The sequence below is a fragment of the Micromonospora humidisoli genome, from assembly GCF_016900955.1.
Classification (GTDB): domain Bacteria; phylum Actinomycetota; class Actinomycetes; order Mycobacteriales; family Micromonosporaceae; genus Micromonospora; species Micromonospora wenchangensis.
In genome coordinates, this window is sequence record NZ_JAFEUO010000002.1 from 1,001,950 (window position 1) to 1,025,312 (window position 23,363).

A 23,363-nucleotide genomic window follows, 5' to 3' on the forward strand; every position below is an offset into this window, starting at 1 on the left:
TTACTCAGGGTACCGAAATAGTGATCAACTGTTTCTCCTGCGTAACTTTCGTCCGAACGGTCATGGCAGAAAGCGAACGAGATACGCAAGATGGTCAGCGTGTCTGGCCGCCATCGCATGCGTTCAAGTATCCGTGGAGCGGGCGCCGCCCTGGCGGCGACCGCGCTCGTCGTCGTGGTCGGCGGCTCCTGGGTCGGTTACCAGCAGTTGGCCGGACCGTCCTGCTCAGGGGAGATCCAGCTCGCCGTGGCCGCCGCGCCCGAGGTCGCGCCGGCCGTCGAGGCGGCGGCGGCCCAGTGGACGACGGACGGGGCGGCGGTCGGTGGCACCTGCATCAAGGTGAACGTCACCGCCTCCGAACCGGTGGAGGTGGCCGCCGCGGTGGCCAGCAAGCACGGGGCCAGCCTCGCCGGGGTGGGGCAGGCCAGCGGCACCGCGGTCACGCCCGACGTGTGGATTCCGGACTCGTCGACCTGGCTGCTGCGCCTCAAGAGCGGCGGCGCCACCGCGTTCGCCCCCGGCAACGGCGCGTCGATCGCCCGCAGCCCCGTCGTGGTGGCCATGCCGCAGCCGGTGGCCAGCACCAAGTTCGGCTGGCCGGAGAAGAAGCTCACCTGGAACGACATGCTGCGCGCCGTACGCGGGGACAAGCCGCTACGGGCCGGCATCGTCGAGCCGACCCAGGACGCCGCCGGGCTCTCCGGCCTGCTCTCCCTGACCGCCGCGGCCAGCGGCGGGGGCGGCGACGCCCAGCAGGCGACCACGGCCGCGCTGCGGGCGCTGGCCACCGGCCGCTCGGCGCTGCGGCAGGACCTGCTGGCCCGGTTCCCGCGTTCCAACGACCCGACCTCCATCGCCAGCGCGCTCGGTGCCGCCGCGCTGTCGGAGGAGGACGTCATCGCCTACAACAACACCAAGCCGCCGATCCCGCTGGCCGCGCTCTACCTGGAGCCGTCGCCGATGCCGCTGGATTACCCGTACGCGGTGCTCCCCGGCATCGACCAGGCCAAGGCGTCGGCCGCGAAGGTGCTCTTCGAACTGCTCACCACGCAGAGCTTCAAGAACCGGCTGGCCGTGCAGTCGCTGCGGGCCCCGGACGGCAACTGGGGCGACGGTTTCAAGGCGCCGCAGGGTGCGCCGAGCCCGGCCGGCGGCGGTACGGCCGTACCCCCGTCCGGGGGGACCGCCGCCGGTGGCCTGGATCCGGTGGCCATAGACCGTGCGGTCTCCGGTTGGTCGATCGCCACCCAGTCCGGGCGGATGCTCTGCGTCATCGACGTCTCCGGCTCGATGAAGGCCGCCGTCCCGTCGGCCAACAACGCCAGCCGGGAGCAGGTGACCGTGGCGGCGGCCAGCCGGGGCCTGAACCTCTTCGACGACTCCTGGTCGATCGGGCTGTGGACGTTCTCCACCGAACTGGTCGGCTCGCGGGACTGGCGGGAGATCGAGCCGATCAGCCCGCTGTCCGGCAACCGGGGAAAGCTGGAGCAGGGGCTCGCCGGTATCCGCCCGTCCAGCGGCGACACCGGTCTGTACGACACCATGCTGGCGGCGTACAAGACGGTCCAGGACGGTTGGGAACCCGGCCGGGTCAATTCGGTGGTGCTGTTCACCGACGGTAAGAACGAGGACAAGAACGGCATCTCGCAGAGCGCGCTGATCAGCCGGCTCAAGCAGCTCAACGACCCGGAGCGTCCGGTGCAGGTGGTCATCATCGGCATCGGCAGCGAGGTCTCCAAGACCGAACTCCAGTCGATCACCAACGTCACCGGTGGCGGCGCCTTCGTCACCGAGGACCCGTCCAAGATCGGTGACATCTTCCTGAAGGCCATCGCGCTGCGCCCGAACGCACCGCGCTGATCCCTCGCACAGTGCACATGGGTCACTGCATCCGGTGAGAATTGGTGCCATGGTGGGATTTCCCCACTCCGGCGGCGAAAGAAAACTGACAGTAATGCGTCCGAAGCAATAGGTGAGCATCATTGTGGGGCAGGATGTCGGGAGCGCTCCGGCCGGCGGACCCCTCCAGAGGTGAGCATTCAGGCTCGGAGCCGACAAGTGTGATGTGGGGGAGGTTGGGTGACCTCGGCGACACTGTCCACGCCCGTCCGTACCCCGCCGTCGGCGCCCGGTCGCCGATCGGCGGGTACTCGTTCCCAGGCCAACCAGCGAAGCTACGTCCGCACCCTGGTGGTGCTGGACACCGCCGTGCTGTCGCTGGCGGTCCTCGCCGGCTACGCCACCCGCTTCGGCGATGCCGTGCCGCGCGGCTCGGAGATCCCGTACGTGGTGGTGGCACCGGCCCTGGTGCTGGTCTGGTTGGTTTCACTCAAGGCGCTGCGCTGCTACGACGACCGGGTGCTCGGCTACGGCGCGGACGAGTACCGGCGGGTCAGCGGGGCGAGCCTGCGCCTGGCCGGTGGGGTCGCGATCGCCGGTTACATCTTCGACGTCGGGGTCTCCCGGGGCTTCCTCGGCATCTCCTTCGCCGTCGGCACGATCGGGCTGGTGGCCACCCGGTTCGCCGCCCGTAAGGCACTGCACCGGGCCCGCTGCCGGGGCGACGGCTGGTCCCGGCGGGTCCTCGTCGTCGGGGACACCGCGCACGTGCTGGAACTGGTGCACACCCTGCGCCGGGAGCCGTACGCCGGCTACCACGTGGTCGGCGCGTGCATCCCCGACGCGCTGCTCGCCCCGGTGCCGCAGCGGCTCAGCGACGTACCGGTGGTGGGTTCCCTGCGCGGCATCCCGGAGGCCGCCGCCGCGATCGGCGCGGACACCGTCGCGGTCACCGCGTCCGGCGAGCTGACCGCGACCCGGCTGCGTCGGCTGGGCTGGCAGCTGGAGGGCACCGGGATCGACCTGGTCGTCGCCCCCGCCCTCACCGACGTCGCCGGCCCCCGCATCCACACCCGGCCGGTGGCCGGCCTGCCACTGATCCACGTCGAGGCACCGGAGTTCCGGGGGGCCCGCAAGCTGGTCAAGGAGTTCGTCGACCGGTCCGCCGCCGCGGTGGCGCTGGCGCTGCTGCTGCCCCTGGTGGCGCTGATCGCACTGGCCGTCAAGCTGGACAGCCGGGGTCCGGTGCTGTTCCGGCAGACCCGGGTCGGGCAGGGCGGCCGGGAGTTCGGGGTGCTGAAGTTCCGCACCATGGTGGTCAACGCCGACGCGCTGCTGGCCGAGCTGGTCGCCCGCAACGAGACCAACGGGCTGATGTTCAAGATGCGCGACGACCCGCGGGTCACCCGGATCGGGCGGCTGCTGCGCAAGTGGTCCCTCGACGAACTGCCCCAGCTGGTCAACGTGCTGCTCGGCCAGATGAGCCTGGTCGGCCCCCGCCCGCCGTTGCCGTCCGAGGTGGCCCGCTACGACGGTGACGTGGCCCGCCGCCTGCTGGTCAAGCCGGGCATGACCGGACTCTGGCAGGTCAGCGGCCGGTCCGACCTCAGCTGGGAGGACGGCATCCGGCTGGACCTCTACTACGTGGAGAACTGGTCGCTCGCCGCCGATCTGACCATTCTGTGGAAGACCTTCGGCGCGGTGCTGCGCGGGCGCGGCGCGTACTGACCGCCGGGCCCGGCGTCGCACGCGCCGGGCCCGCCGGTCTCACTCCTGCGGACCGGTCCAGTCCAGGCAGACCACCACCGCGTCGTCGACCAGGTCACCGGCGACGAAGGCGCGCAGGTCACCGATGAGCGAGCGGACCGCGTCCAGCGGCGTCATCGGGCCGGTACGCCGCAGGAACCGGTCCAGCGCCGTCTCGCCGTACCGGACGTGCTGCCCGGTCGCGTCGATCACGCCGTCGCTGAGCACGAACAGCCGGTCGCCCCGGCGCAGCTCGAAGCTCTGGTGCTGGTAGTCGGTGCCCTCGAACATGCCCAGCGGGAACTGCTTGTCGAGCGCCTGTTCGCTGACCTCGCCGTCGCGCAGCAGCACCAGCCGGGGCGACCCGGCGTCCACCGCCGTCAGCACCCCGGTGGCCAGGTCCAGCTCCATCACCAGGGCGGACAGGTGCTGCTCGCCCCGGTGCAGGGCGTAGACCGCCTGGTCGGCGAGGGCGACCTGGTCGGCGAGGGCCAGCCCGCCCCGGCGCGCGTTGCGCAACGCGTGGGTGGCCAGCGCGGTGAGCATCGAGGCGGCCACCCCCTCACCGGTGCCGTTGATGGCCGACAGCCACAGCCGGGTGCCGTCGTCGGACCAGTCGAAACTGTCCCCGCGCACCGCGTACGCCGGTTCGAGCTGGCCGGCGAGGCGGAACGAGGGCCGGTCCCGGCTGCGCCCCGGCAGCAGTTCCCACTGCATCTCGGCGGCGAGGGTGAGCCGCCGGGCCCGGCGCGAGGCCCGGTAGACGTCGGTGCCGGCGGTGACCGCGGCCAACTCGTGCCCCAGGGCGGTGGCGATGCGGGTCAGCTCCTCGACCGCCGTCCGGTCGTCGGGCACCGGGGTCAACCGCAGCACCCCGCGCCGCTCACCCCGCATGCCGACGGGGAACCAGCCGGCCCCGTCGGAGAGCACCGGCTGCTGATGGTCGTAACAGCGCCAGGCGGGGTGACCGGGCCCGGTCAGCGGGTCGCCGCCACCCAGCGGCAGCAGCACCGACAGCCGGTAGTCGACCTGGAACAGCGCCACGTCGGTGATCCGGTAGGACCGCCCCAACTCGTCGGCGAGCCGTTCCAGCAGCAGGTCCGCGGGTGACTCGGTCAGCACCCGTCGGGCCCGGCATTCGGGTCCGCTGCTCATGCACGCCTCCTGACAGCGCAGATCCCCTGGTACGGGGGGTAGTCTCGGGCCCACCATGGCCGAAGAAAGTGGTCCTGACGGACCAGACGTGAGTATGGCCGCCGAGCTGGACGCCGCGACAGGGGCCCTGCTCTCCGTGTGGGAGGCGGCCCGGGAAAGCACCACCAGCCGGCTGTCCAGCGCGCAGTTACGTGCCGTCATGGTGGTCGAACGGCACGACGGGATCAACCTGCGCCGGCTCGCCACCCTGCTCAACATGCTGCTCTCCTCGGCGAGCCGGCTCTGTGACCGGCTGGTCGCCGCCGGCATGCTGGAGCGGGAGCCGGGCCGGTCGGACCGGCGGGAGATCGCCCTGCACCTGACCCCGGAGGCGAGCCGGCTCCTGGCCGAGCTGCGCCGGGACCGCCGGCAGCGGCTCGACGCCGTGTTGGCCGGGATGAGCGGCGAGGGCCGGGGGGCGCTGCTGCGCGGCCTGGTGGAGTTCGACCGGGTGGCGCGGGCCCGGGAAGGGGAGGGCGGACCGGTGGTCGAGTTACCGTCCGCACCGCCCCCACCGATCCGGGCCCGGCCGGGCAACGGTGCCCCGGCGGCCCGTTCGGCCTGATCCGCAGGCGGTCACCGGGGCGTGGTCAGCAGGGTCCGGGCCTGACGCAGGTAGTCCCCGGCGTGCGGGTGCTCGGTCAGCGCGGCGGCGCACACCCGGAGCATGGTGTCCAGCAGCGGGACGCCGTCCCGGGCGTCGGGCACCTCCGTCTGCCAGCGGACGAACTCGACAAGCAGCCCCGGGTCGCCGATCCGGATCGCCGCGGCCAGCGCGTCGACCAGCTGGGCGACCGCGCCGGCGACCTCCTCGACCCGGTCGGGCTCCGGGGCGACCTCGCGGAGCACGAGCTGCACCAGGTCACGGCGGCGACGCAGCACCGCGACGTACTCGTCGGTGCCGGCCGCCGGGACGGGACCGGTGGTCGGCGTCGGGCTCAGCGGGCCGGCCAGCAGCCGGGCCGCGTCCCGGGCGGTCGCCCCCCAGGCGGCGGCACCGACGGCGGCGGCCCAGCGGCCGTCCGGGCCGAAACCCGGGCCACCGGCCACCACCGGCACCCCGGCCGCCCGGCACGCCTCGATCATGCGCCCCGCCCGGATCAACCGGCTCGGCTGCACGCAGCTGAGCAGCACCGCGTCCGGGCCGGTCTGGTGCAGGTAGGAGACCAGGTGCCGGACCGGCACGCTCGCGCCGAGGAAGGTGACCCGCCAACCGGCGGCCCGGACCACCTCGACGACGATCCGGGCGGCCAGCGCGTGCCACTCGCCCTCGACGCAGGCCATCACCACGTGTCCGCGGGCCCCCGTCGGGCCGCTGCGGGCGGCGACCGCCTCGACCACCCGCTCGCTGACGTGGGTGGCCGCGTGCTCCTGGGCGACGCTCCACCGGCCGGTCAGCCAGCGCAGCCCCACCTCGCGCTGGGTCGCGGCGACCAGGTCCACCAGCACGTCGGCCACCGACGAGCCGGCGTCCAGCAGGCCGGTCGCGATCGCGGTGGCGGCGGGCAGGTCGGCCCGGTCCAGACAGTCGAGGTACGCCGCGACGACCTCCGGCCCCACCACTGCCGGCCCGGCCGGCGGGCCCGGGTCCGTGGCGGCCGGCCCGTCCGGTCGGCTCACGCCGGGTCCGCCGCGCGGACGGCCAGCATCGCTATGTCGTCGTGGCTCTCCCCGTCCAGCCATTCGTCGACGAGTTGGAGCAGCCAGTCGACCACGGCGGCGGGCGGCAGGCCGGCCACCGTGGCGAGCGCCTGCCGCAGCCGTTGCTCGCCGAACATCTCGACGGCCGCCGCGCCGCCGCGCGCCTCGGTCACCCCGTCGGTGTACGCCAGCAGCAGCTCACCCGGGGCGAGGCGTACCTCCACCTCGACGAACGTGGCCGAGGCGAACGCGCCGATCGGCATCCCGCCCACCCGGGCCTCGACGATGCTGCCGTCGGCGCGTACCACCAGCGGGGACGGGTGCCCGCCGCCGGCGATGCGGACCCGCAGCCCGCCGTCGGCCCCCGGTTCGGTGCTGCCCAGCAGCAGGGTGGTGAACTGGCTGCGCCGGGCGGCGTCGGGGGAGTCGAACAACGCCCGGTTGAGCAGGGCGACGAGTTCCCGGGGACGCTGCTCGACGAGCCGCAGGGTCTGCAACGACTGGCGTACCCGGCCGGTGAGCACGGCCGCGCCGACCCCCTTGCCGCAGACGTCGCCGAGGGCGAACAGGGCCCCGGTGGCGGTGGGGAAGACCTCGTAGAAGTCGCCGCCGATGCGCAGGCTGTCCCCGGCGGAGCGGTAACCGCCGGCGAGGGTGACGCCGGGCACCGGGGGCAGTTCCGGCGGGAGGAGGCTGTGCTGGAGCACCCGCGCCAGGTGGGCCTGCTCGCCGTAGAGTTCGGCGGCGGCGACCGCGGACCCGGCCCGGGCGGCGAACTCCCGGGCCAGCTCGATGTCGCGCTGGTCGAAGCCGGGCCGGCCGACCCGGCGGACCAGGACCAGCGCGCCGGCTGGCCCGCCGGCGCTGGGCATCGGGCTGATCAGCACGGTGCCGGGGCGGCCGAACTCCGGCGGCAGCACGGCGTCCAGGTCGGCCAGTTCGGCGTCGAGCCAGGGGCTGGGGTCGGTGGTCGCGCCGCTGAGCGCCTCGACGAGCCCGGGGACCGCGCCGGTCAGCTCCGGGTCGGCGACCCCACCGACCGGGCCGGGGTCGCCGTCGGCGTAGCGCAGCCAGTGCGGGACGTCCTCGCCGGGCTGCGGGGGCCGGTGCACGACCAGCGCCGCGTCGGCCAGGTAGGGCACGGGCAGGGTGACGGTGCTGCGCAGGGTCTGCTCGCGGTGCAACGAGAGCCCGAGCCGGCTGCCGGCCCGGGCCAGGAACGCGGTGCGGGACCGCTCGGCGAGCAACGCGTCGGTGCGGGCGTGTTCGTCGGTGACGTCGCGCACGTACCAGGCGCAGCCCCCGCCGGCCAGGGGGCGGCAGACCCCGCGCAGCCGGCGTCCCCGGTGCTCGGCGTCGAACGTCGCGGCGTCGCCGGTGACCGCGCGGGCCAGCGCCGGCACGGTGCCCCCGGCCAGGTCGGTGCCGGGGGTCAGCTCGGGCAGGAGCTGCCCGGCCATCGCGTTGACCAGGGTGACCCGCCCGGCCCGGTCGGTGGTGACCACCGCCTCGGCGAGCCCGTCGAGCAGTTCCCGGGCGAGCTGCGGGTCGGCCGGCAGCGGGCCGTCCGGCGACGGGTGGGCCGGCGCGCGGGACACCTGTCCGCCTCCGCTCACCGGGCCGGCGTGCCCGTCCCGGTGGGTCTTCGTCACCGCCGGTCGCCGGGCGCGTCGGTCTGTCGACCTCTGCGCATGCTGGTAGTGCTCTCCTCGGTAGGGGATCGTTGCCTGAGGGAAAGCGTACCGAGGTGGGCCGACGATCGGCCAGCGAGGAAGCCGGGTCAGCCCGGGCGGGAGAGCCAGCCGGACGGTCGCGCGATGATCCGCCGGACCACCGCGCCGGCCCCGCCGACGGCGGCGGACTCGGCCCCGAGCGCCGCCGGGCGGACCGTCACCGGGGACCATCCGCTGGTGAGCACCCGGGCGTCGAGTTCGGCCAGCACCGGCGGGCACAGCCACGGCGCGAGGGTCGCGTATCCGCCGCCGAGCACCACGGTGTCCAGGTCGAGCAGGTTCACCACCCCGGAGACGGCCACCCCGAGTGCGGTGCCGGCGGCGTGCAGCGCGTCGAGCGCGGCCGGGTTGCCGGAGCCGGCCAGGTCGGCCAGCCGGCGGGCGGCGGTGTCGGCCGGCAGGTCCACCCCGGCCAGCCCGGCCGCGACCAGCACGGCCTCCTGCCCGGCGTACGTCTCCAGGCAGCCGCGCGCCCCGCAGCGGCAGGTGGGGCCACCCGGATCGACGGGTACGTGACCCAGCTCGCCGCTCCAGCCCCGGGAACCCCGGAACAGCGCCCCGTCGAGCACGATCCCGGCACCGATGCCGATCTCGCCGGAGACGTGCAGGAAGCTCTGCGGGCCGCCGGGGCGGGCGTGCAGTTCGCCGAGCGCGGCGAGGTTCGCCTCGTTCTCCACCACCAGTGGCGGCACCCCGTCGACCGGGTCGGTGAGGTCGGGGTGGCCGGCGAGCAGGGCCGGCACGTCGACGTCCCGCCAGCCCAGGTTGGGGGCGAGCCGGACCAGGCCACGCGCGTCGACCAGCCCCGGCACGGCCAGGGCCGCCCCGGCCAGGCCGAGTCCGGCGGCGTCGGCGGCGGCGCGGGCCCGCCGGGCCAGGGCGACCAGGTCGGTGAGCGCGTCGGCGGGGGAGAGCGGGCGCAGGTCGATCCGGCGCACCTCGTGGTGCCGGACCGCGCCGGTGAGGTCGACCACGCAGGCGGCGAGGTAGTCGACGTTGACCTCCAGGCCGAGCCCGGCCGGGCCGGTGTCGCCGAGCAGCAGCCCCCGGGCGGGCCGGCCGGCGCCGGTACGGGGCGCGGGGTCGGCCTCGGTGACCAGCCGGCCGGCGATCAGGTCGTCGACGACCGCCGACACGGTGGCGCGGGTCAGGCCGGTGTCGGCGGCGATCTCGGCCCGCGACGGCGGCCGGGCGGTGTCGGCGATCCGCCGCAGCACCACGGCGAGGTTGAGTTCGCGCAGGCTTCCCTGGCGGACCGCGCCCGCGGTCCGGGTCTCGGTCACCCCTTGACAGTGCCACAGCACGGCCATTTAATTCAACCACTGAACAAATTGCGGGTCATCCACCCACCGCCACCATCATCATCCTCACCGGAGGTCTGCCATGGCACCCCGTCCCACTCCCGCCGACAAGTTCTCCTTCGGGCTCTGGACGGTGGGCTGGCAGGCCCGTGACCCGTTCGGCGACGCCACCCGCCCCGAGCTGGACGCCGTCGAGGCGGTGCACCGGCTCGCCGAGCTGGGCGCGTACGGCATCACGTTCCACGACGACGACCTGATCCCGTTCGGTGCCGACAACGCCGCCCGGGAGGCCCAGCTCGCCCGGTTCCGCAAGGCCCTCGACGAGACCGGCCTGGTCGTGCCGATGGTCACCACCAACCTGTTCACCCACCCGGTGTTCAAGGACGGCGGCTTCACCAGCAACGACCGCGACGTGCGCCGCTACGCGCTGCGCAAGGTGCTGCGCAACGTCGACCTCGCCGCCGACCTGGGTGCCAAGACCTTCGTCATGTGGGGCGGCCGGGAGGGCTCCGAGTACGACGTGGCCAAGGACATCCGGGCCGCGCTGGACCGCTACCGCGAGGCCGTCGACGTGCTCTGCCAGTACGTCGTGGACCAGGGCTACGACCTGCGGTTCGCCATCGAGCCCAAGCCGAACGAGCCGCGCGGCGACATCCTGCTCCCCACCGTCGGGCACGCGCTGGCGTTCATCTCCGAGCTGGAGCGGCCCGAGATGGTCGGCCTGAACCCGGAGGTCGGGCACGAGCAGATGGCCGGCCTCAACTACGCCCACGGCATCGCCCAGGCGCTCTGGCAGGGCAAGCTGTTCCACCTCGACCTCAACGGCCAGCGCGGCATCAAGTACGACCAGGACCTGGTCTTCGGCCACGGCGACCTGATGAACGCGTTCGCCCTGGTCGACCTGCTGGAGAACGGCGGCCCCAACGGCGGCCCGGCGTACGACGGCCCGCGGCACTTCGACTACAAGCCCTCCCGCACCGAGGACATCGCCGGGGTGTGGGCGTCGGCCGAGGCCAACATGGCGACCTACCTGCTGCTCAAGGAGCGGGCGGCGGCGTTCCGGGCCGACCCGGAGGTGGTCGAGGCGCTCGCCGCCAGCAAGGTCGGCGAGCTGGGCAGCCCGACGCTGGGCGACGGTGAGGGCTACGCCGGGTTGCTCGCCGACCGGTCCGCGTTCGAGGAGTTCGACGTGGACGCGACGGCCGCGAAGGGCTTCGGCTTCGTCCGGCTCAACCAGCTCGCCGTCGAGCACCTGCTCGGCGCGCGCTGAGGCGGCCCGGCATGCCGCTCGTCGCCGGGGTGGACTCGTCCACCCAGTCCTGCAAGGTGGTGATCCGGGACGCGGAGACCGGCGCGCTGGTCCGGGAGGGCCGCGCGCCGCACCCGGACGGCACCGAGGTCGACCCACGGGCCTGGTGGGATGCCCTGCTGGCCGCCGTCGAGGCGGCCGGCGGGCTGGCCGACGTGGCGGCCGTGTCGGTCGCCGGTCAGCAGCACGGCATGGTCTGCCTCGACGAGGCGGGCGAGGTCGTCCGGCCGGCGCTGCTGTGGAACGACACCCGGTCCGCCGACGCGGCCCGGGAGCTGATCGCCGAGGCCGGCGGCGGGGAAACCGGCCGCCGGTTCTGGGCCGACGCGGTGGGGCTGGTCCCGGTGGCCAGCTTCACCGCCACCAAGCTGCGCTGGCTGGCCCGGCACGAGCCGGAGCACGCCGCCCGGGTCGCCGCCGTCTGCCTGCCGCACGACTGGCTGACCTGGCGGTTGGCGGGTGCTCCCGACCTGACGGCGCTGCGTACCGACCGGGGTGACGCCAGCGGCACCGGCTACTGGTCGCCGGTGACCGGGCAGTACCGTCCCGACCTGCTGGAGAAGGCGTTCGGTCGGGTCGTCGAGGTGCCCACGGTGCTCGGTCCGGCCGAGCGGGCCGGCGTACTCGACCCGGCCGTGCTGGCGGGCGGGCAGGCGGTTCCGGGCGGGGACGTCGTGCCCGGCACCGGGGAGATCCTGCTCGGCCCCGGCACCGGGGACAATGCCGCCGCCGCGTTGGGCGTCGGTGCCGGTCCGGGTGACGTGGTCGTGTCGATCGGCACCTCGGGCACGGTCTTCGCGGTGGCGGACACGCCGGCCGCCGACGCCGGTGGCGCGGTGGCCGGGTTCGCCGACGCGACCGGCCGGTTCCTGCCGCTGGTCTGCACGCTCAACGCGGCCCGGGTGCTCGACTCGGCGGCGACGCTGCTCGGCGTCGACCTCGACACGCTGTCCGAGCTGGCGTTGAGCGCCCCGCCCGGGGCCGACGGCCTGGTCATGGTGCCCTACCTGGAGGGGGAGCGGACCCCGGACCGCCCCACCGCCACCGGTTCGGTGCACGGCCTCACCCTGCGTACCGCCACCCCGGCGCACCTGGCCCGGGCGGCGGTGGAGGGGATGCTCTGCGCGCTGGCCGACGGCCTCGACGCGCTGGTCGCCCAGGGCGCGACGGTCGAGCGGGTGATCCTGGTCGGCGGCGGGGCCCGCTCGGCGGCGGTCCGCCGGATCGCGCCGCAGGTCTTCGGTCGTCCCGTGGTGGTGCCCCCGCCGGGGGAGTACGTCGCCGACGGCGCGGCCCGCCAGGCCGCCTGGGTCGCCCTGGGCGGCGCGACGCCGCCCAGCTGGGCACCGAAGGACACCGAGGAGTACGCGGCGGAGCCCGTCCCCGCCATCCGTGAGCGGTACGCGCAGGCCCGCGACCACACCCTGGACCGGGTGGCCGTGCCCGGGGAGTGACCCACCTGACCGGCGACGTCGGCCGGTGACCGGCGCACGGGGGCCGGTCACCGGCCGACGCCCGGTTCGCCCCGGCGGGACGGTCCGGCGGGGGTGCCCGTCGGGCCGGGAGGCGTACCTGGTTGGCTGCCGGACATGACCGGCAGCAGGATGCCCCGGCGCGGGAACGCGGCGCACCGCCTCTACAGCGTCGTGGTGTTCGTGGTGCTCGCCTCGCTGGACAACGTGGCGATCGGCCTGGTGCCCCCGCTGTACGGGCCGATCTCCGGGGCGCTGGGCGTGCCACAGCGGATGCTCGGCCTGGTCACGGCGGTGAGCTTCCTGATCAGCGCGGTCGCGGCGGTGGCCTGGGCGTACGTCGGCGACCGGACCAACCGCAAGCCGCTGCTGATGGTCGGCACGCTGGTCTGGGCCGCCGGCACCGGTGGCAGCGCGTTCGCCACCGGCTTCCCGACGTTCCTCGCCGCGCAACTGGTCGCCGCGGTCGGGCTGGGCGCGGTCGGTTCGGTCGGGTATTCCGTGGTGACCGACCTGATCTCGCCGCGCCGGCGGGGCCTGGTGATGAGCTTCTGGGGGCTGTCCCAGGGGGTCGGCACCCTGGCCGGCACGCTCACCGGCGGGCTGCTCGGCGCGGCCGACTGGCGACGCCCGTTCCTGCTGCTCACCGTGGTCGGCCTGGCGGCCACGGTGGCCTACCTGCTGACCTACGACATCCGGCGCGGGCAGAGCGAACCGGAACTGGCCGGGGCGATCGAGGCCGGCGTCGGGTACGACTACCGGATCACCCGCTCCGACCTGCCGCGCATCCTGGGGCGGCGGACCAACAGGTGGCTGATCCTGCAGGGCCTCACCGCGCAGGCGGCGTTCGGTTCGCTGGTGTGGCTGCCGGTGCTGTTCGCCGAGCGGGCGCAGGGGCAGGGCTACTCGACGGCGACGGCGGTCGTGGTGGGCAGCGTCTTCGCCACCCTGTTCCAACTCGGCGGGGTGTTCTCCATCGTCGGCGGGCTGGCCGGGGACGCGCTGCAACGGCGTACCCCCCGGGGACGGGCGCTGGTGGCGGCGGTCGGCATCCTCGCGGCGCTGCCGTTCTACCTGGTGTTGTTCTTCGTGCCGATCCGGATCGACGTGCCCGACGGCGGCGGCACCGGCGCGGTGGTGGGTGCGGTGCTGGCCAGCGTGGTGACCGAGCCGACGGTCGGGCTGAGCCTGCTCACCGCCGTCGTCGCGTTGGCGTTGACCTCGGCGAACTCGCCGAACTGGTTCGCCCTGATCGCCGACGTCAACCCGCCGGAGCACCGGGGCACTGTCTACAGCCTGGGCAACCTGGTCAACGGGGTCGGCCGGGCCGCCGGCAACGGGCTGGTCGGCGCGGCCTTCCACGCGCTGCGGGCGGCGTTCCCGCCGCCGCTGAACTACGCCGTCGGACTGGCCGCGTTCCAGCTCTTCTTCATCCCCACCGGGCTGATGTACTGGCTGGCCTCCCGCACGTCGCCCGGCGACATCGCCGCCGTGGGTGACCTGCTGCACGACCGCGCCGACCGCCAGTGAGCTGTTGGCCCAGGCACCGCATCGGGCTGGTTCGGTGCACAACCCCGTGCGCCGCCCCGTCCGGCGTGACGGGATCGCCCGGCGTGACGGGATCGCCTGGTGCCACGGGATCGCCCGGCGCTACGAGATCGCCCATCGCCTGTCGGGATGGGGATACCTCAGTCGGGTCCTTTCGAGCTGATGACAACAACGAATCACCGCCGGGGCAGGATCCCGCACGGCTGAACGGCCCCGGGGGATACGGGTCGCCGGCCGCGCCGGGTCGGGCGCCATTCGTGGGCGCGCGCCATTCGTGGGGGCGGGCTATTCGTGAGGCGCGCCACTCGTGGGGGCGGGCCCCGCCAGCTTCGGCGACTTCCACCTCTGAATCGTTGACGGCATCAGCTCTAAAGGATGCGAACAGCACTACCAAGGTGCCGTCCGCCTCCGGGACCGGCCGCCAGCCCCGGCACCCTTCCCCGGCACCCTTCCCCGGCATCCGCGCCGTGGCACTGCGCGCTGGGCCACCCCCACCGGCCCGGGCCACCCCAACCGGCCCGGTCCGCACTCCGGGCCCGGTCCGCACTCCGGGCCCGGTCCGCGCCCCGGGCCCGGACCGGCTGGGCACCGGGGCCGGGGCCGGGGGGCGGTGGGGTGGGGTCAGGAGTGACGGACCCAGACGGTCACGTCGGTGGGGACCCGACCGTCGGCGTCCAGCGGCGCGCTGCTGTGCAGCAACTCCCCGGCCGGCGGCGGCACGGCCGCCGTACCGAAGTTGGTCAGCACGGTCAGCCCGCCGTTGCGGAAACTGAGCACCTCGTCGCCGGAGGAGAGCCACTCCAGCGTCCCCCGGCCCAGGGCGTACTCGCGACGCAGCCGCAACGCGGTCCGGTACGTCTCGTACGTCGAGCCGGACACCCCCTGCTGCCGGTCCAGGGCGTACTCGGCCCACAGCGGTGGCTGCGGTAGCCAGCTGGCGTCGGTCGGGCCGAAGCCGTAGGAGGGGGCGTCGGCCTCCCACGGGATCGGCACCCGGCAGCCGTCCCGACCACGCTGGGTGTGGCCGCTGCGCTCCCAGGTCGGGTCCTGGCGGGACTCGTCGGGCAGCGTGGTGTGCTCCGGCAGCCCCAGTTCCTCGCCCTGGTAGAGGTAGGCGGAGCCGGGCAGGGCCAGCATCAGCAGGGTGGCCGCCCTGGCCCGGCGCAGGCCCAGCGCGGCGTCCGGCTGGGGGTCGCCGATGCCGATGCCGTTGGGCCGGCCGCCCTTGGCGGACAGCCCCATCCGGGAGGCGTGCCGGATCACGTCGTGGTTGGACAACACCCAGGTGGTGGGGGCGCCGACGGCGTCGGTGGCCTCCAACGAGCGGGTGATCACCGCGTACTGGGCGGGGGCCGTCCAGGCCGCGAGCAGGTACTCGAAGTTGAACGCCTGGTGCATCTCGTCGGGGCGGACGTAGCGGGCGATCCGTTCGGCCGGCTCGACCCACGCCTCGGCGACGAGGATTCGGTCGCCGTCGTAGGAGTCGAGCACCTGCCGCCACTGCCGGTAGACCTCGTGCACGCCGTCCTGGTCCCACATCGGCGGGCGCGGCTTGTCGGCCTCGTTGCCGGAGAGGATCTCCTGCGGCTCCTCCCAGTTGGCCAGGTCGGCCTGCTTGATCAGGCCGTGCGCCACGTCCACCCGGAAGCCGTCGACGCCCCGGTCCAGCCAGAACCGGAGCACGTCGACGAACTCGGCGCGGATCTCCGGGTTGTCCCAGTTGAGGTCCGGCTGGGCGGTGTCGAACAGGTGCAGATACCACTGGCCGGGCCGGCCGTCGGGCTCGACGAGCCGGGTCCAGGCGGGGCCGCCGAAGACGCTCTGCCAGTCGTTGGGCGGCTCTGCACCGTCCGGGCCGAGACCGTCGCGGAAGATGTACCGGGCCCGCTCGGGGCTGCCGGGGGCGGCGGCGACGGCGGCCCGGAACCACCGGTGCGCCGACGAGGTGTGGTTGGGGACCAGGTCGACGATGACCTTCAGTCCCTTCGCGCGGGCCTCGGCGATCAACCTGTCGGCGTCGGCCAGGCTGCCGAACAGGGGGTCGACGTCGCGGTAGTCGGCGACGTCGTAGCCCGCGTCGGCCTGCGGCGACGGGTAGAACGGCGACAGCCAGACGGCGTCGACACCCAACTCGGCCAGGTGCCCGAGCCGGGCGGTGATGCCGGGCAGGTCGCCGATGCCGTCACCGTCGGAGTCGGCGAAGGAACGCGGATAGATCTGGTAGATGACGGCCTCGGTCCACCATCCGGGTGCCACGCCCACGGACTGTTCCTGCTGCCTCGCGTCGGTGTTCAGAGCCTTCTCCCTGTGTCGAGCCGGTCGAGCCGTGCGGTCGAATCCGTTCAGTTTGCCCGGGGCGGGCCGGTCGATTCCCGTACCACCAGGCGAGTGGGCAGGATCACCGGCGGGCGTGGCGTGGGCCCGTGCACACGGGTCGCGCGCGGTGCGGGCACCCGGTCGGCGTCCGGCTCGGCGACGACACCGCCCAATTCGGCGGCGGCGGCGCCCAGCGGGTCGAGCAGCATCCGGGCGGCGAGCCGGCCCTGCTCGGCGGCGGGCTGGGCGATGGTGGTCAACCCGAGCACGGCGGACAGGTCGTGGTCGTCCACGCCGATCACGCTGACGTCCTGCGGGACCCGCAGCCCGGCGTCGCGCAGCGCGGTCATCGCGCCCATCGCGATCTCGTCGCAGGCGGCGAAGATCGCCGTCGGTGGTTCGCCCCGGGCCAGCAGCTCGACGGTGGCCTGGTTGCCGCCGTCGATGGTGAACTGCGACTCCATGTCCAGCCGGGGGTCGGGGCGCAGCCCGGCGCGGCGCAGCGCCTCCTGGTAGCCCCGGCGACGGTCGGTGTGGGTGGTGAAGGCCAACTCGTCGTCGGGGTCGCCGGAGATGTGGGCGATCCGCCGGTGGCCCAGGTCGAGCAGGTGCCGGGTGGCGGTCCGGGCCGCGGCCACGTCGTCGATCCGCACGCAGGGCCAGCCGGGGACGGTGCTGCCGGAGCTGATCGTGATGCCGGGCAGGTCCAGCTCGGCCAGGGCGGTCAGGTCGGCCGGGCGCAGCGGGGTGGCGACCAGCATGATCGCGTCCACCCGCTTGTGCAGGTTGGCGGTGCGCAGCACCCGTTGCCGCACCTGCTCGCGCCCGCCGAGGTTGTAGAGCAGCAGATCGTAGCCGGCGTGGTGGAGGAACTCCTCGACCGCCTCGACGACGGTGCCGAAAAACCATCTGGTGATCCGGGGCACCACCACGGCGACCGTGCCGGTGCGGCCACCGGCCAGCCGGGAGGCGCTCGGCGAGACCGCGTACTGGAGCTGTTCGGCGGCGGCGAGCACCCGGCGGCGGGTCGCGGCCGACACCGTCGGCAGGCCGCGCAACGCCCGGGAGACCGTGGCCGTGGAGACCCCGGCCAGCCGGGCCACGTCGTCGATCCTCGTCACGCTGTCGTTCCCCCGCTCCGCGCCGGCCCCCGTCGCCGCCCGGCAGCACCGGGCGGCGACGGACGGCCGTCAACCCTTGACGCTCCCGGCGAGCAGGCCGCGCACGAAGAAGCGCTGCAGGGACAGGAACACGACCAGCGGTACGACGATCGAGACGAACGCGCCGGCGGTGAGCCGCTGCCACTCGTTGCCCCGGGTGCCGGCCATCTCGGCCAGGCGCACGGTGAGCGGGGCGGTCTCGTTGCCGCCACCGGCGAAGATCAGCGCGACCAGCAGGTCGTTCCAGACCCAGAGGAACTGGAAGATGCCGAACGCCGCCAGCGCCGGGGTGATCAGTGGCAGCACGATGGTGCGGAAGATCTTGGGGTGGGTGGCCCCGTCGACCCGCGCCGCCTCCATCAGGTCCCGGGGGAGCTGCGAGATGAAGTTGTGCAGCAGGAACACCGCGAAGGGCAGGGCGAAGCAGGTGTGCGCGAACCACACCTGGGCGAACTTCTGCTCATCCACCAGGTCCCAGGCCGGCAGCAGCTGGATGCCGGCCACGGTGACCCCGGTGGAGAAGAACTTCAGCAGCGGCACCAGGGCCATCTGCAACGGCACGATCTGCATCGCGAAGATCGCGATGTAGAGCCAGTCCCGTCCCCGGAAGTTGATCCAGGCCAACGCGTACGCGGCGAGCGAGGCGAACGCCATCGGGAAGAGCACCGACGGGATGGTGATGGCCAGCGAGTTGATGAAGTAGCTGGCCAGCTGCCCCGACGACGAGGAGGAGCCGAACAGGACGTCCTGGTAGTTCTCCAGGGTGAACTGCGGGTCGGTGAAGAAGGTCCACCACCCGGTGGACTTGATCTCGGCCTCGGGCCGGAACGAGGAGACGAACAGGCCGAACGTCGGGATCGTCCAGAGCAGCGCGATGACGATCGAGACCAGGGTGGCCGTACGGGTGTTGAGCCGGCTACGGACCCGGCCGGCGGTGCTCGTCGGCTTCCCGGTGGCCTGGGCCCCGGCTCCGACGGTGGGCGTGGCGGTGGTCATCTCAGCCCTCCCGCTGTTGACGCAGGTTGCGGATCTGGTAGATCACGATCGGGATCACCAGGATGAAGAGGAAGACCGCCAGGGCGGAGCCCTGCCCGTTCTCGCCGTACCGGAACGCCTGGTTGTACATCTCGTTGGCGATCACGCTGGTGTCGTAGTTGCCGTTGGTGGCGGTCCGGACGATGTCGAAGACCTTCAGCGTGGCGATCGACAGGGTCACCACGACCACGATCAGCGCGGGTCGGATGCTCGGCATGGTGATCTGCCAGAACATCTGCCACGGGCTGACCCCGTCGAGGCGGGCCGCCTCGACGATGTCCGCCGGGATCGCCTTGATCGCGGCGGAGAGCACGACCATGGCGAAACCGGCCTGGATCCACACCATGATCACGATGAGCAGGAAGGTGTTCAGCGGTGAGTCGAGCAGCCACTGCCGGGGTTCGCCGCCGAGGCTGACCACGATCTGGTTGAGCAGGCCGATCTGGTCCTGCTCCTCGCTGCGGTAGGCGTAGACGAACTTCCAGATGATGCTGGCCCCGACGAACGAGATCGCCATCGGCAGGAAGATCAGTGACTTGGCGATGGACTCGAACCGGGCCTTGTCCACCATCACGGCGTAGAGCAGGCCGAACGTGGTGGCCACCAGCGGCACCAGGAGCACCCAGATCAGGGTGTTGAGCAGCACCCGGACGATCGAGTCGTCGGAGAACATCCAGCCGTAGTTGCGCAGCCCCACCCAGTTGTCGCTGCCGGCGTCCATGAAGGAGAGCAGCACGGTGCGCAGCGCCGGCACCACCAGCCCGACGGAGAGCAGCAGCACCGTCGGCAGCAGGAAGAAGAGCGCGAACAGGCCCTCCCTCGGCTTGCGTCGGCGGGGCAGGGGACCGCCACCGGTCGCGGCGGCGACCAGTTGCGCCTCCCGACGGCGGGCGAACCAGGCCGGCACCACGTCGAGGAGCAGGAGCAGACCGCCCACCACCGCGACGAAAGCGATCAGCCCGTACATCAGCATGAGGAACTTCGGCTGTTCCTCAGCGAAGTCGAACTCCATCGACCCTCCCTCTCAAGGGTTCGTATCCGACGGGTGGCCCGGTCCGCACCCTGCGGACCGGGCCACCCGTCTCAGATCACTTCCAGCTGTTCTCGATGCCGTTCAGCACCGTGGTGGTGTCCTTGCCGTTGATCCACTCGACCATGCCCTTCCAGAAGGTGCCGTTGCCGACCGCGGCCGGCATCAGGTCGGAGCCGTCGAAGCGGAAGACGGTCTTCGGGTCCTGGAGGATGCCCACGGAGAGCTTGTCCACCGGGTTCGGGACGTTGGCCAGGTCGAGCTTCTTGTTCGCCGACACCCAGTCGCCGATCTTGGCGCGGCTGTTGGCGTACTCGCCGGAGGCGAGGTAGGTCTGCACCGCCTGGACCTCGGGACGGTCGGTGAAGGCCGCGACGAACTCGCCGCCACCCAGCACCGGCTTGCCCTTGGCCGGGTCGATCGACGGGAAGTAGAACGCGAACACGTCGCCGTCCTCGGCCACCTTGGTGCCCTCGGGCCACTGGTTGGCGTAGAAGGACGCCTGCCGGTGCAGGGCGCACTTGCCGGTGGTGATCGGCACGCCGGCCTCCTGGAAGGAGGTGGTGGCGATGCTCTTCACGCCGCCGAAGCCGCCGTTGACGTACTTGTCGTTCTTGAGGATGGTGCCGGCCCGGTTGAGGGCGTCGGCGACCTGCGGGCTGTTGAACGGGATGCCGTGGGTGGTCCACTGGTCGTAGACCTCGGGGCCGGCCGTACGCAGCAGCACGTCCTCGATCCAGTCGGTGGCCGGCCAGCCGGTGGCGTCACCGGACTCGATGCCGGCGCACCACGGCTTGGTGCCGCTGGCCGCGATCGTGTCGGAGAGCTTGATCAGCTCGTCCCAGCTGGTGGGGACGGCCCAGCCCTTCTCCTTGAAGGTCTTCGGCGAGTACCAGACGAACGACTTGACGTTCGAGCCCAGCGGGGCGCCGTAGAACTGGCCGTTGATGGTGGTGTACTTCAGCCAGTCGGGGGAGAAGTTCGCCTCGGCCTCGGTCTTGGTGGCGGCGGAGACGGGCTTGAGGTTGCCGCCGTCGACGAACCGCTTGACCAGGCCCGGCTGCGGGATGAAGGCCAGGTCGGGCGCGTTGCCGCCCTGCACCCGGACGGGGAGCTGGGCCTCGAACTCGCCGGAGCCCTCGTGGTCGATCTCGATGCCGGTGCAGTCCTCGAACTGCTTCCAGGACTGGGCCAGCCGGTCGGCCTCGAGGTCCCGGATCGACGAGTAGGCGGTGACCTTCTTGCCGTCGAGGTCGCCGTACTTCTCGTATGCGGCGCATTCGGCCGAACCCGCGTTGCTGCTCTTCTTGTCGTCGCCGGTGCCACAGGCGGCGGCGCCGAGCGCCAGCCCCAGCACGCCGGCGATCGCGAGAGCCTGGCGTGATCTGGCAAACGCCATGCCGTTCTCCTTCCTTGCCGGCGCGCCCACAGGTGGGGGAACCCGACGCCGGTCCGATGAGTCGTCCCCACATGTAAGCGCTTGCATCCCGATCGGTCCACCCCCTGGCGGACACGGCCCGGTAACAATCCCGAAACCCGCTCACCGCGGGTGGGTGCGCTCCCACCTGTGGTCACCGAGTAGGGGTGGACAGGGGTCGGTACGGCTTCCCATCGATGGCGATATCTGCCACTCTCGGGGCAAGGTATTGAAGGATCTCGACATCGGAGGTGTGCGGTGCGCAGACGGTGGAGCCTGCTGGCGGCAGCCCTGCTGGTCACCGGGAGCCTGGTCCCGGCCGGCCCGGCCTGGGCCGCGCCCACGTTCAAGGTGCCCTTCCCCTGCAACCAGTCCTGGTCCGGCCAGACCCGGTCGGACCACAGCCCGGCCAACGCGATCGACTTCAACCGCACCGACGATCTCGGCGACCCGGTGGTCGCCAGCGCCCCGGGCACCGTCGACCGGGTCACCGACCTCGGCGGCACGAGCTACGGCAAGTACGTCCGGATCGACCACGGCGGCGGCTACACGACCTACTACGCCCACCTCAACGGCTTCAACGTCTCGGTCGGGCAGCAGGTCGGCTACGGCAAGGTGATCGGCTGGGTCGGCAGCACCGGCGGCTCCACCGGCCCGCACCTGCACTACGAGCAGCGCCTCAACGGCGACGACATCAAGGTCAAGTTCAACGGCACGCTCGCGTTGTACTGGGGCACCAAGACGTACACCAGCGGCAACGGCTGCTCCAGTGGCACCGGGTCGGGCACGGTCGACACCGCAGGCACCCCGCTGACCGTGCGCTCCGGGCCGGGCACCGGCTACGCGTCGGTCGGCACGGTCGCCGACGGCACCAAGGTCACCATCGGCTGCCAGACCAGCGGCACCACGGTCACCGGCACCTACGGCACCAGCGCGATCTGGGACCGGATCGGCTCCGGCCGGTTCATCGCCGACGCCTACGTCTACACCGGCCACGACGGCTACATCCCCGGCGTGCCCCGCTGCTGAGCCCGCGGGCACCGGGCCGCCGGGCCCGGTGCCCGGTCAGCCGTTGAGCTGCCAGATCGCGAAGTTCAGCGCGGCGGCGAAGGTGACCCAGGCCCAGTAGGGCAGCAGCAGGGCCGCCGCCGGCCGGGAGATCCGCCAGAAGGCGGCCACCGTCACCGCGATCGCCAGCCACATCAGCACGACCTCGGCGAAGGCCAGCCCGTAGCGCCCCGCGCCGAAGAACAGCGGCGTCCAGACCGCGTTGAGCACCAGCTGGACCGTCCACGCCCACAGCGCCGGGCCGAAGCCGACCCGCCGCCAGACCAGCCAGCCGGCGACCGCGATCAGCGCGTACAGCACGGTCCAGACCGGGCCGAACAGCCATCCCGGCGGGGCCCAGTCCGGCTGCTGGAGCGAGGCGTACTCGTCGCGGGTGCCGGACACCCCCAACCCGCCGATCGCGGCGGCGACGGCGACGGCCGCGCCGAAGCCGAGCAGCGCCCACCAGGTCCGCGCCGAGCCGGTCCGCCGGTCGCTCCGGGTTATCTCCATGGTCGAGATATTTCCCGGGTACGCCGTCCCAAAACCGCCCTGGCCGCACAGCAGAACGCCGGGGTCGTCGGTGCCGGATGCTCCTGTCTGGGAGGACGGAGCGTCCGGGGGCGACGACCCCGGCGGGTCAGGTGCGGGTACCGGCGTCAATTGAAGATGCTGACACCACCCGGGCCGACCAGGAGGCCGACCACGATGAGGACGATGCCCCACAGGATCTGCCGGCGGAACAGCGCGAGGATGCCGGCGACCACGAGTACGACTGCGAGAATCCAGAGAATCAGCTCCATGGCTGCTGAATACCCGGCGTTCCGATCGCGAAAACCTGGTTCTCAGTCGATCTGATCACCACCCAGGTGGAAGACGCTGTACGCCTGTTTGATCACCGGATGGGCGACGTTGCGCACGCGTACCCCGCCGGGGGTGACGCCGCGTTCGCTGCCGGCGTGCGCGTGCCCGTGCAGGGCGAGCGCGGTGGGTGCCGAGTCGATCGCCTGACCGAGCTGGTACGACCCGAGGAACGGATAGATCTCCAGCGGCTCACCGGCCAGCGTGTCCGGCACCGGGGCGTAGTGGGTCAGGGCCACGAGCAGGTCGCAGTCCAACCCGCGCAGCGCCGCGCCCAACGCCGCCGCGCTCTCGTTGCTGGTCCGGACGAACGACTTCATCTCCGGCTCGCCGAAGTCGCTGGCGCACCGCCCGGCGAACCCGCCACCGAAGCCCTTGACCCCGGCCACCCCGAGCCGGCCGCCGGGGCACTCCAGCACCGTGCCGGTCCCCTCCAGCACGGTGATCCCGGCATCCTCCAGCACCTTGACCACCTGCGGCACCTGGTCGCACTGGTGGTCGTGGTTGCCCAGCACGGTGACCACCGGCACCCCGAGCCGGCCGAACTCCTCGGCGACGCAGCGCGCCTCGGCCTCGGTGCCGTGCCGGGTCAGGTCGCCGGCGAGCAGCAGCACGTCGGCGCAGTCGGGCAGCTCCTCCAGGGCCGGGCGGAACCGGCCCAGCACGTCGGCGTCCAGGTGTACGTCGCCGACGGCGGCGATCCGGATCATCGGG

19 protein-coding genes are annotated in these 23,363 nt (G+C 72.9%); 7 read left to right on the plus strand and 12 right to left on the minus strand.

What is annotated here, in order from left to right:
• Positions 1-117: 117 nt before the first annotated feature.
• Positions 118-1,860 (plus strand): VWA domain-containing protein, encoded by a 1,743-nt coding sequence (locus JQN84_RS10000; protein ID WP_204958040.1) that lies wholly within the window; start codon positions 118-120, stop codon positions 1,858-1,860.
• 219 nt (positions 1,861-2,079) lie between these two features.
• Positions 2,080-3,567, plus strand: a complete 1,488-nt coding sequence (locus JQN84_RS10005; protein ID WP_204958041.1) for a sugar transferase — start codon at positions 2,080-2,082, stop codon at positions 3,565-3,567.
• Between the two features lie 39 nt (positions 3,568-3,606).
• Here JQN84_RS10005 and JQN84_RS10010 read toward each other — a convergent pair whose 3' ends face one another.
• Complete coding sequence (locus JQN84_RS10010; protein ID WP_204958042.1) at positions 3,607-4,740, minus strand: PP2C family protein-serine/threonine phosphatase; 1,134 nt, start codon at positions 4,738-4,740, stop codon at positions 3,607-3,609.
• A 94-nt stretch (positions 4,741-4,834) separates the two neighbouring features.
• Here JQN84_RS10010 and JQN84_RS10015 point away from each other — a divergent pair, with 94 nt between their 5' ends.
• A complete protein-coding gene (locus tag JQN84_RS10015; protein WP_204958223.1) occupies positions 4,835-5,344 on the plus strand; it encodes a MarR family winged helix-turn-helix transcriptional regulator in 510 nt (169 codons plus the stop codon).
• Between the two features lie 11 nt (positions 5,345-5,355).
• Here JQN84_RS10015 and JQN84_RS10020 read toward each other — a convergent pair whose 3' ends face one another.
• The 3 genes from JQN84_RS10020 to JQN84_RS10030 form a co-directional block, all read right to left on the minus strand.
• Entirely contained in the window at positions 5,356-6,399 is a 1,044-nt protein-coding gene (locus JQN84_RS10020) for a cobalamin B12-binding domain-containing protein (protein ID WP_307821126.1), read from the minus strand.
• Entirely contained in the window at positions 6,396-8,018 is a 1,623-nt protein-coding gene (locus JQN84_RS10025; protein WP_204958240.1) for a PP2C family protein-serine/threonine phosphatase, read from the minus strand. The genes JQN84_RS10020 and JQN84_RS10025 overlap by 4 nt, the downstream gene beginning before the upstream one ends.
• Before the next feature lie 182 nt (positions 8,019-8,200).
• Positions 8,201-9,463: an ROK family protein gene (locus JQN84_RS10030; protein ID WP_204958044.1), complete on the minus strand. Its 1,263-nt coding sequence runs from the start codon at positions 9,461-9,463 to the stop codon at positions 8,201-8,203.
• 73 nt (positions 9,464-9,536) lie between these two features.
• Between JQN84_RS10030 and xylA the strand changes: the two genes are divergently transcribed.
• From xylA to JQN84_RS10045, 3 genes are all read left to right on the plus strand, one after another.
• Complete coding sequence (xylA, locus tag JQN84_RS10035; RefSeq protein WP_204958045.1) at positions 9,537-10,724, plus strand: xylose isomerase; 1,188 nt, start codon at positions 9,537-9,539, stop codon at positions 10,722-10,724.
• 11 nt (positions 10,725-10,735) lie between these two features.
• On the plus strand, positions 10,736-12,217 hold the full coding sequence (gene xylB / locus JQN84_RS10040; protein WP_204958046.1) for a xylulokinase: 1,482 nt from the start codon (positions 10,736-10,738) through the stop codon (positions 12,215-12,217).
• A 135-nt stretch (positions 12,218-12,352) separates the two neighbouring features.
• A complete protein-coding gene (locus JQN84_RS10045; RefSeq protein ID WP_204958047.1) occupies positions 12,353-13,765 on the plus strand; it encodes an MFS transporter in 1,413 nt (470 codons plus the stop codon).
• A 639-nt stretch (positions 13,766-14,404) separates the two neighbouring features.
• On the opposite strand, the gene JQN84_RS10050 is transcribed toward JQN84_RS10045, so the two are convergent.
• The 5 genes from JQN84_RS10050 to JQN84_RS10070 form a co-directional block, all read right to left on the minus strand.
• On the minus strand, positions 14,405-16,078 hold the full coding sequence (locus JQN84_RS10050; protein ID WP_239485219.1) for a glycoside hydrolase family 13 protein: 1,674 nt from the start codon (positions 16,076-16,078) through the stop codon (positions 14,405-14,407).
• Positions 16,079-16,125: 47 nt separating this feature from the next.
• Positions 16,126-17,220, minus strand: a complete 1,095-nt coding sequence (locus tag JQN84_RS10055; protein WP_204958049.1) for a LacI family DNA-binding transcriptional regulator — start codon at positions 17,218-17,220, stop codon at positions 16,126-16,128.
• 69 nt (positions 17,221-17,289) lie between these two features.
• Positions 17,290-18,255 (minus strand): carbohydrate ABC transporter permease, encoded by a 966-nt coding sequence (locus JQN84_RS10060; protein WP_204958050.1) that lies wholly within the window; start codon positions 18,253-18,255, stop codon positions 17,290-17,292.
• 1 nt (position 18,256) lies between these two features.
• Positions 18,257-19,306, minus strand: coding sequence for a carbohydrate ABC transporter permease (locus JQN84_RS10065; protein WP_204958051.1), 1,050 nt, complete (start codon positions 19,304-19,306; stop codon positions 18,257-18,259).
• 76 nt (positions 19,307-19,382) lie between these two features.
• Positions 19,383-20,723 carry an ABC transporter substrate-binding protein gene (locus JQN84_RS10070; RefSeq protein ID WP_204958052.1) on the minus strand — a complete coding sequence of 447 codons (1,341 nt, stop codon included), beginning with the start codon at positions 20,721-20,723 and terminating at the stop codon, positions 19,383-19,385.
• 276 nt (positions 20,724-20,999) lie between these two features.
• On the opposite strand from JQN84_RS10070, the gene JQN84_RS10075 reads away from it, so the two are divergent.
• Positions 21,000-21,770, plus strand: coding sequence for a M23 family metallopeptidase (locus JQN84_RS10075; RefSeq protein WP_204958053.1), 771 nt, complete (start codon positions 21,000-21,002; stop codon positions 21,768-21,770).
• Between the two features lie 36 nt (positions 21,771-21,806).
• Here the strand turns inward: JQN84_RS10075 and JQN84_RS10080 are convergent, their stop codons facing one another.
• From JQN84_RS10080 to JQN84_RS10090, 3 genes are all read right to left on the minus strand, one after another.
• On the minus strand, positions 21,807-22,301 hold the full coding sequence (locus tag JQN84_RS10080; RefSeq protein ID WP_204958054.1) for a TspO/MBR family protein: 495 nt from the start codon (positions 22,299-22,301) through the stop codon (positions 21,807-21,809).
• Between the two features lie 146 nt (positions 22,302-22,447).
• Positions 22,448-22,591 carry a GPGG-motif small membrane protein gene (locus JQN84_RS10085; protein WP_007464364.1) on the minus strand — a complete coding sequence of 48 codons (144 nt, stop codon included), beginning with the start codon at positions 22,589-22,591 and terminating at the stop codon, positions 22,448-22,450.
• A 42-nt stretch (positions 22,592-22,633) separates the two neighbouring features.
• Complete coding sequence (locus JQN84_RS10090) at positions 22,634-23,359, minus strand: metallophosphoesterase family protein (RefSeq protein ID WP_204958055.1); 726 nt, start codon at positions 23,357-23,359, stop codon at positions 22,634-22,636.
• Between the last annotated feature and the right edge of the window lie 4 nt (positions 23,360-23,363).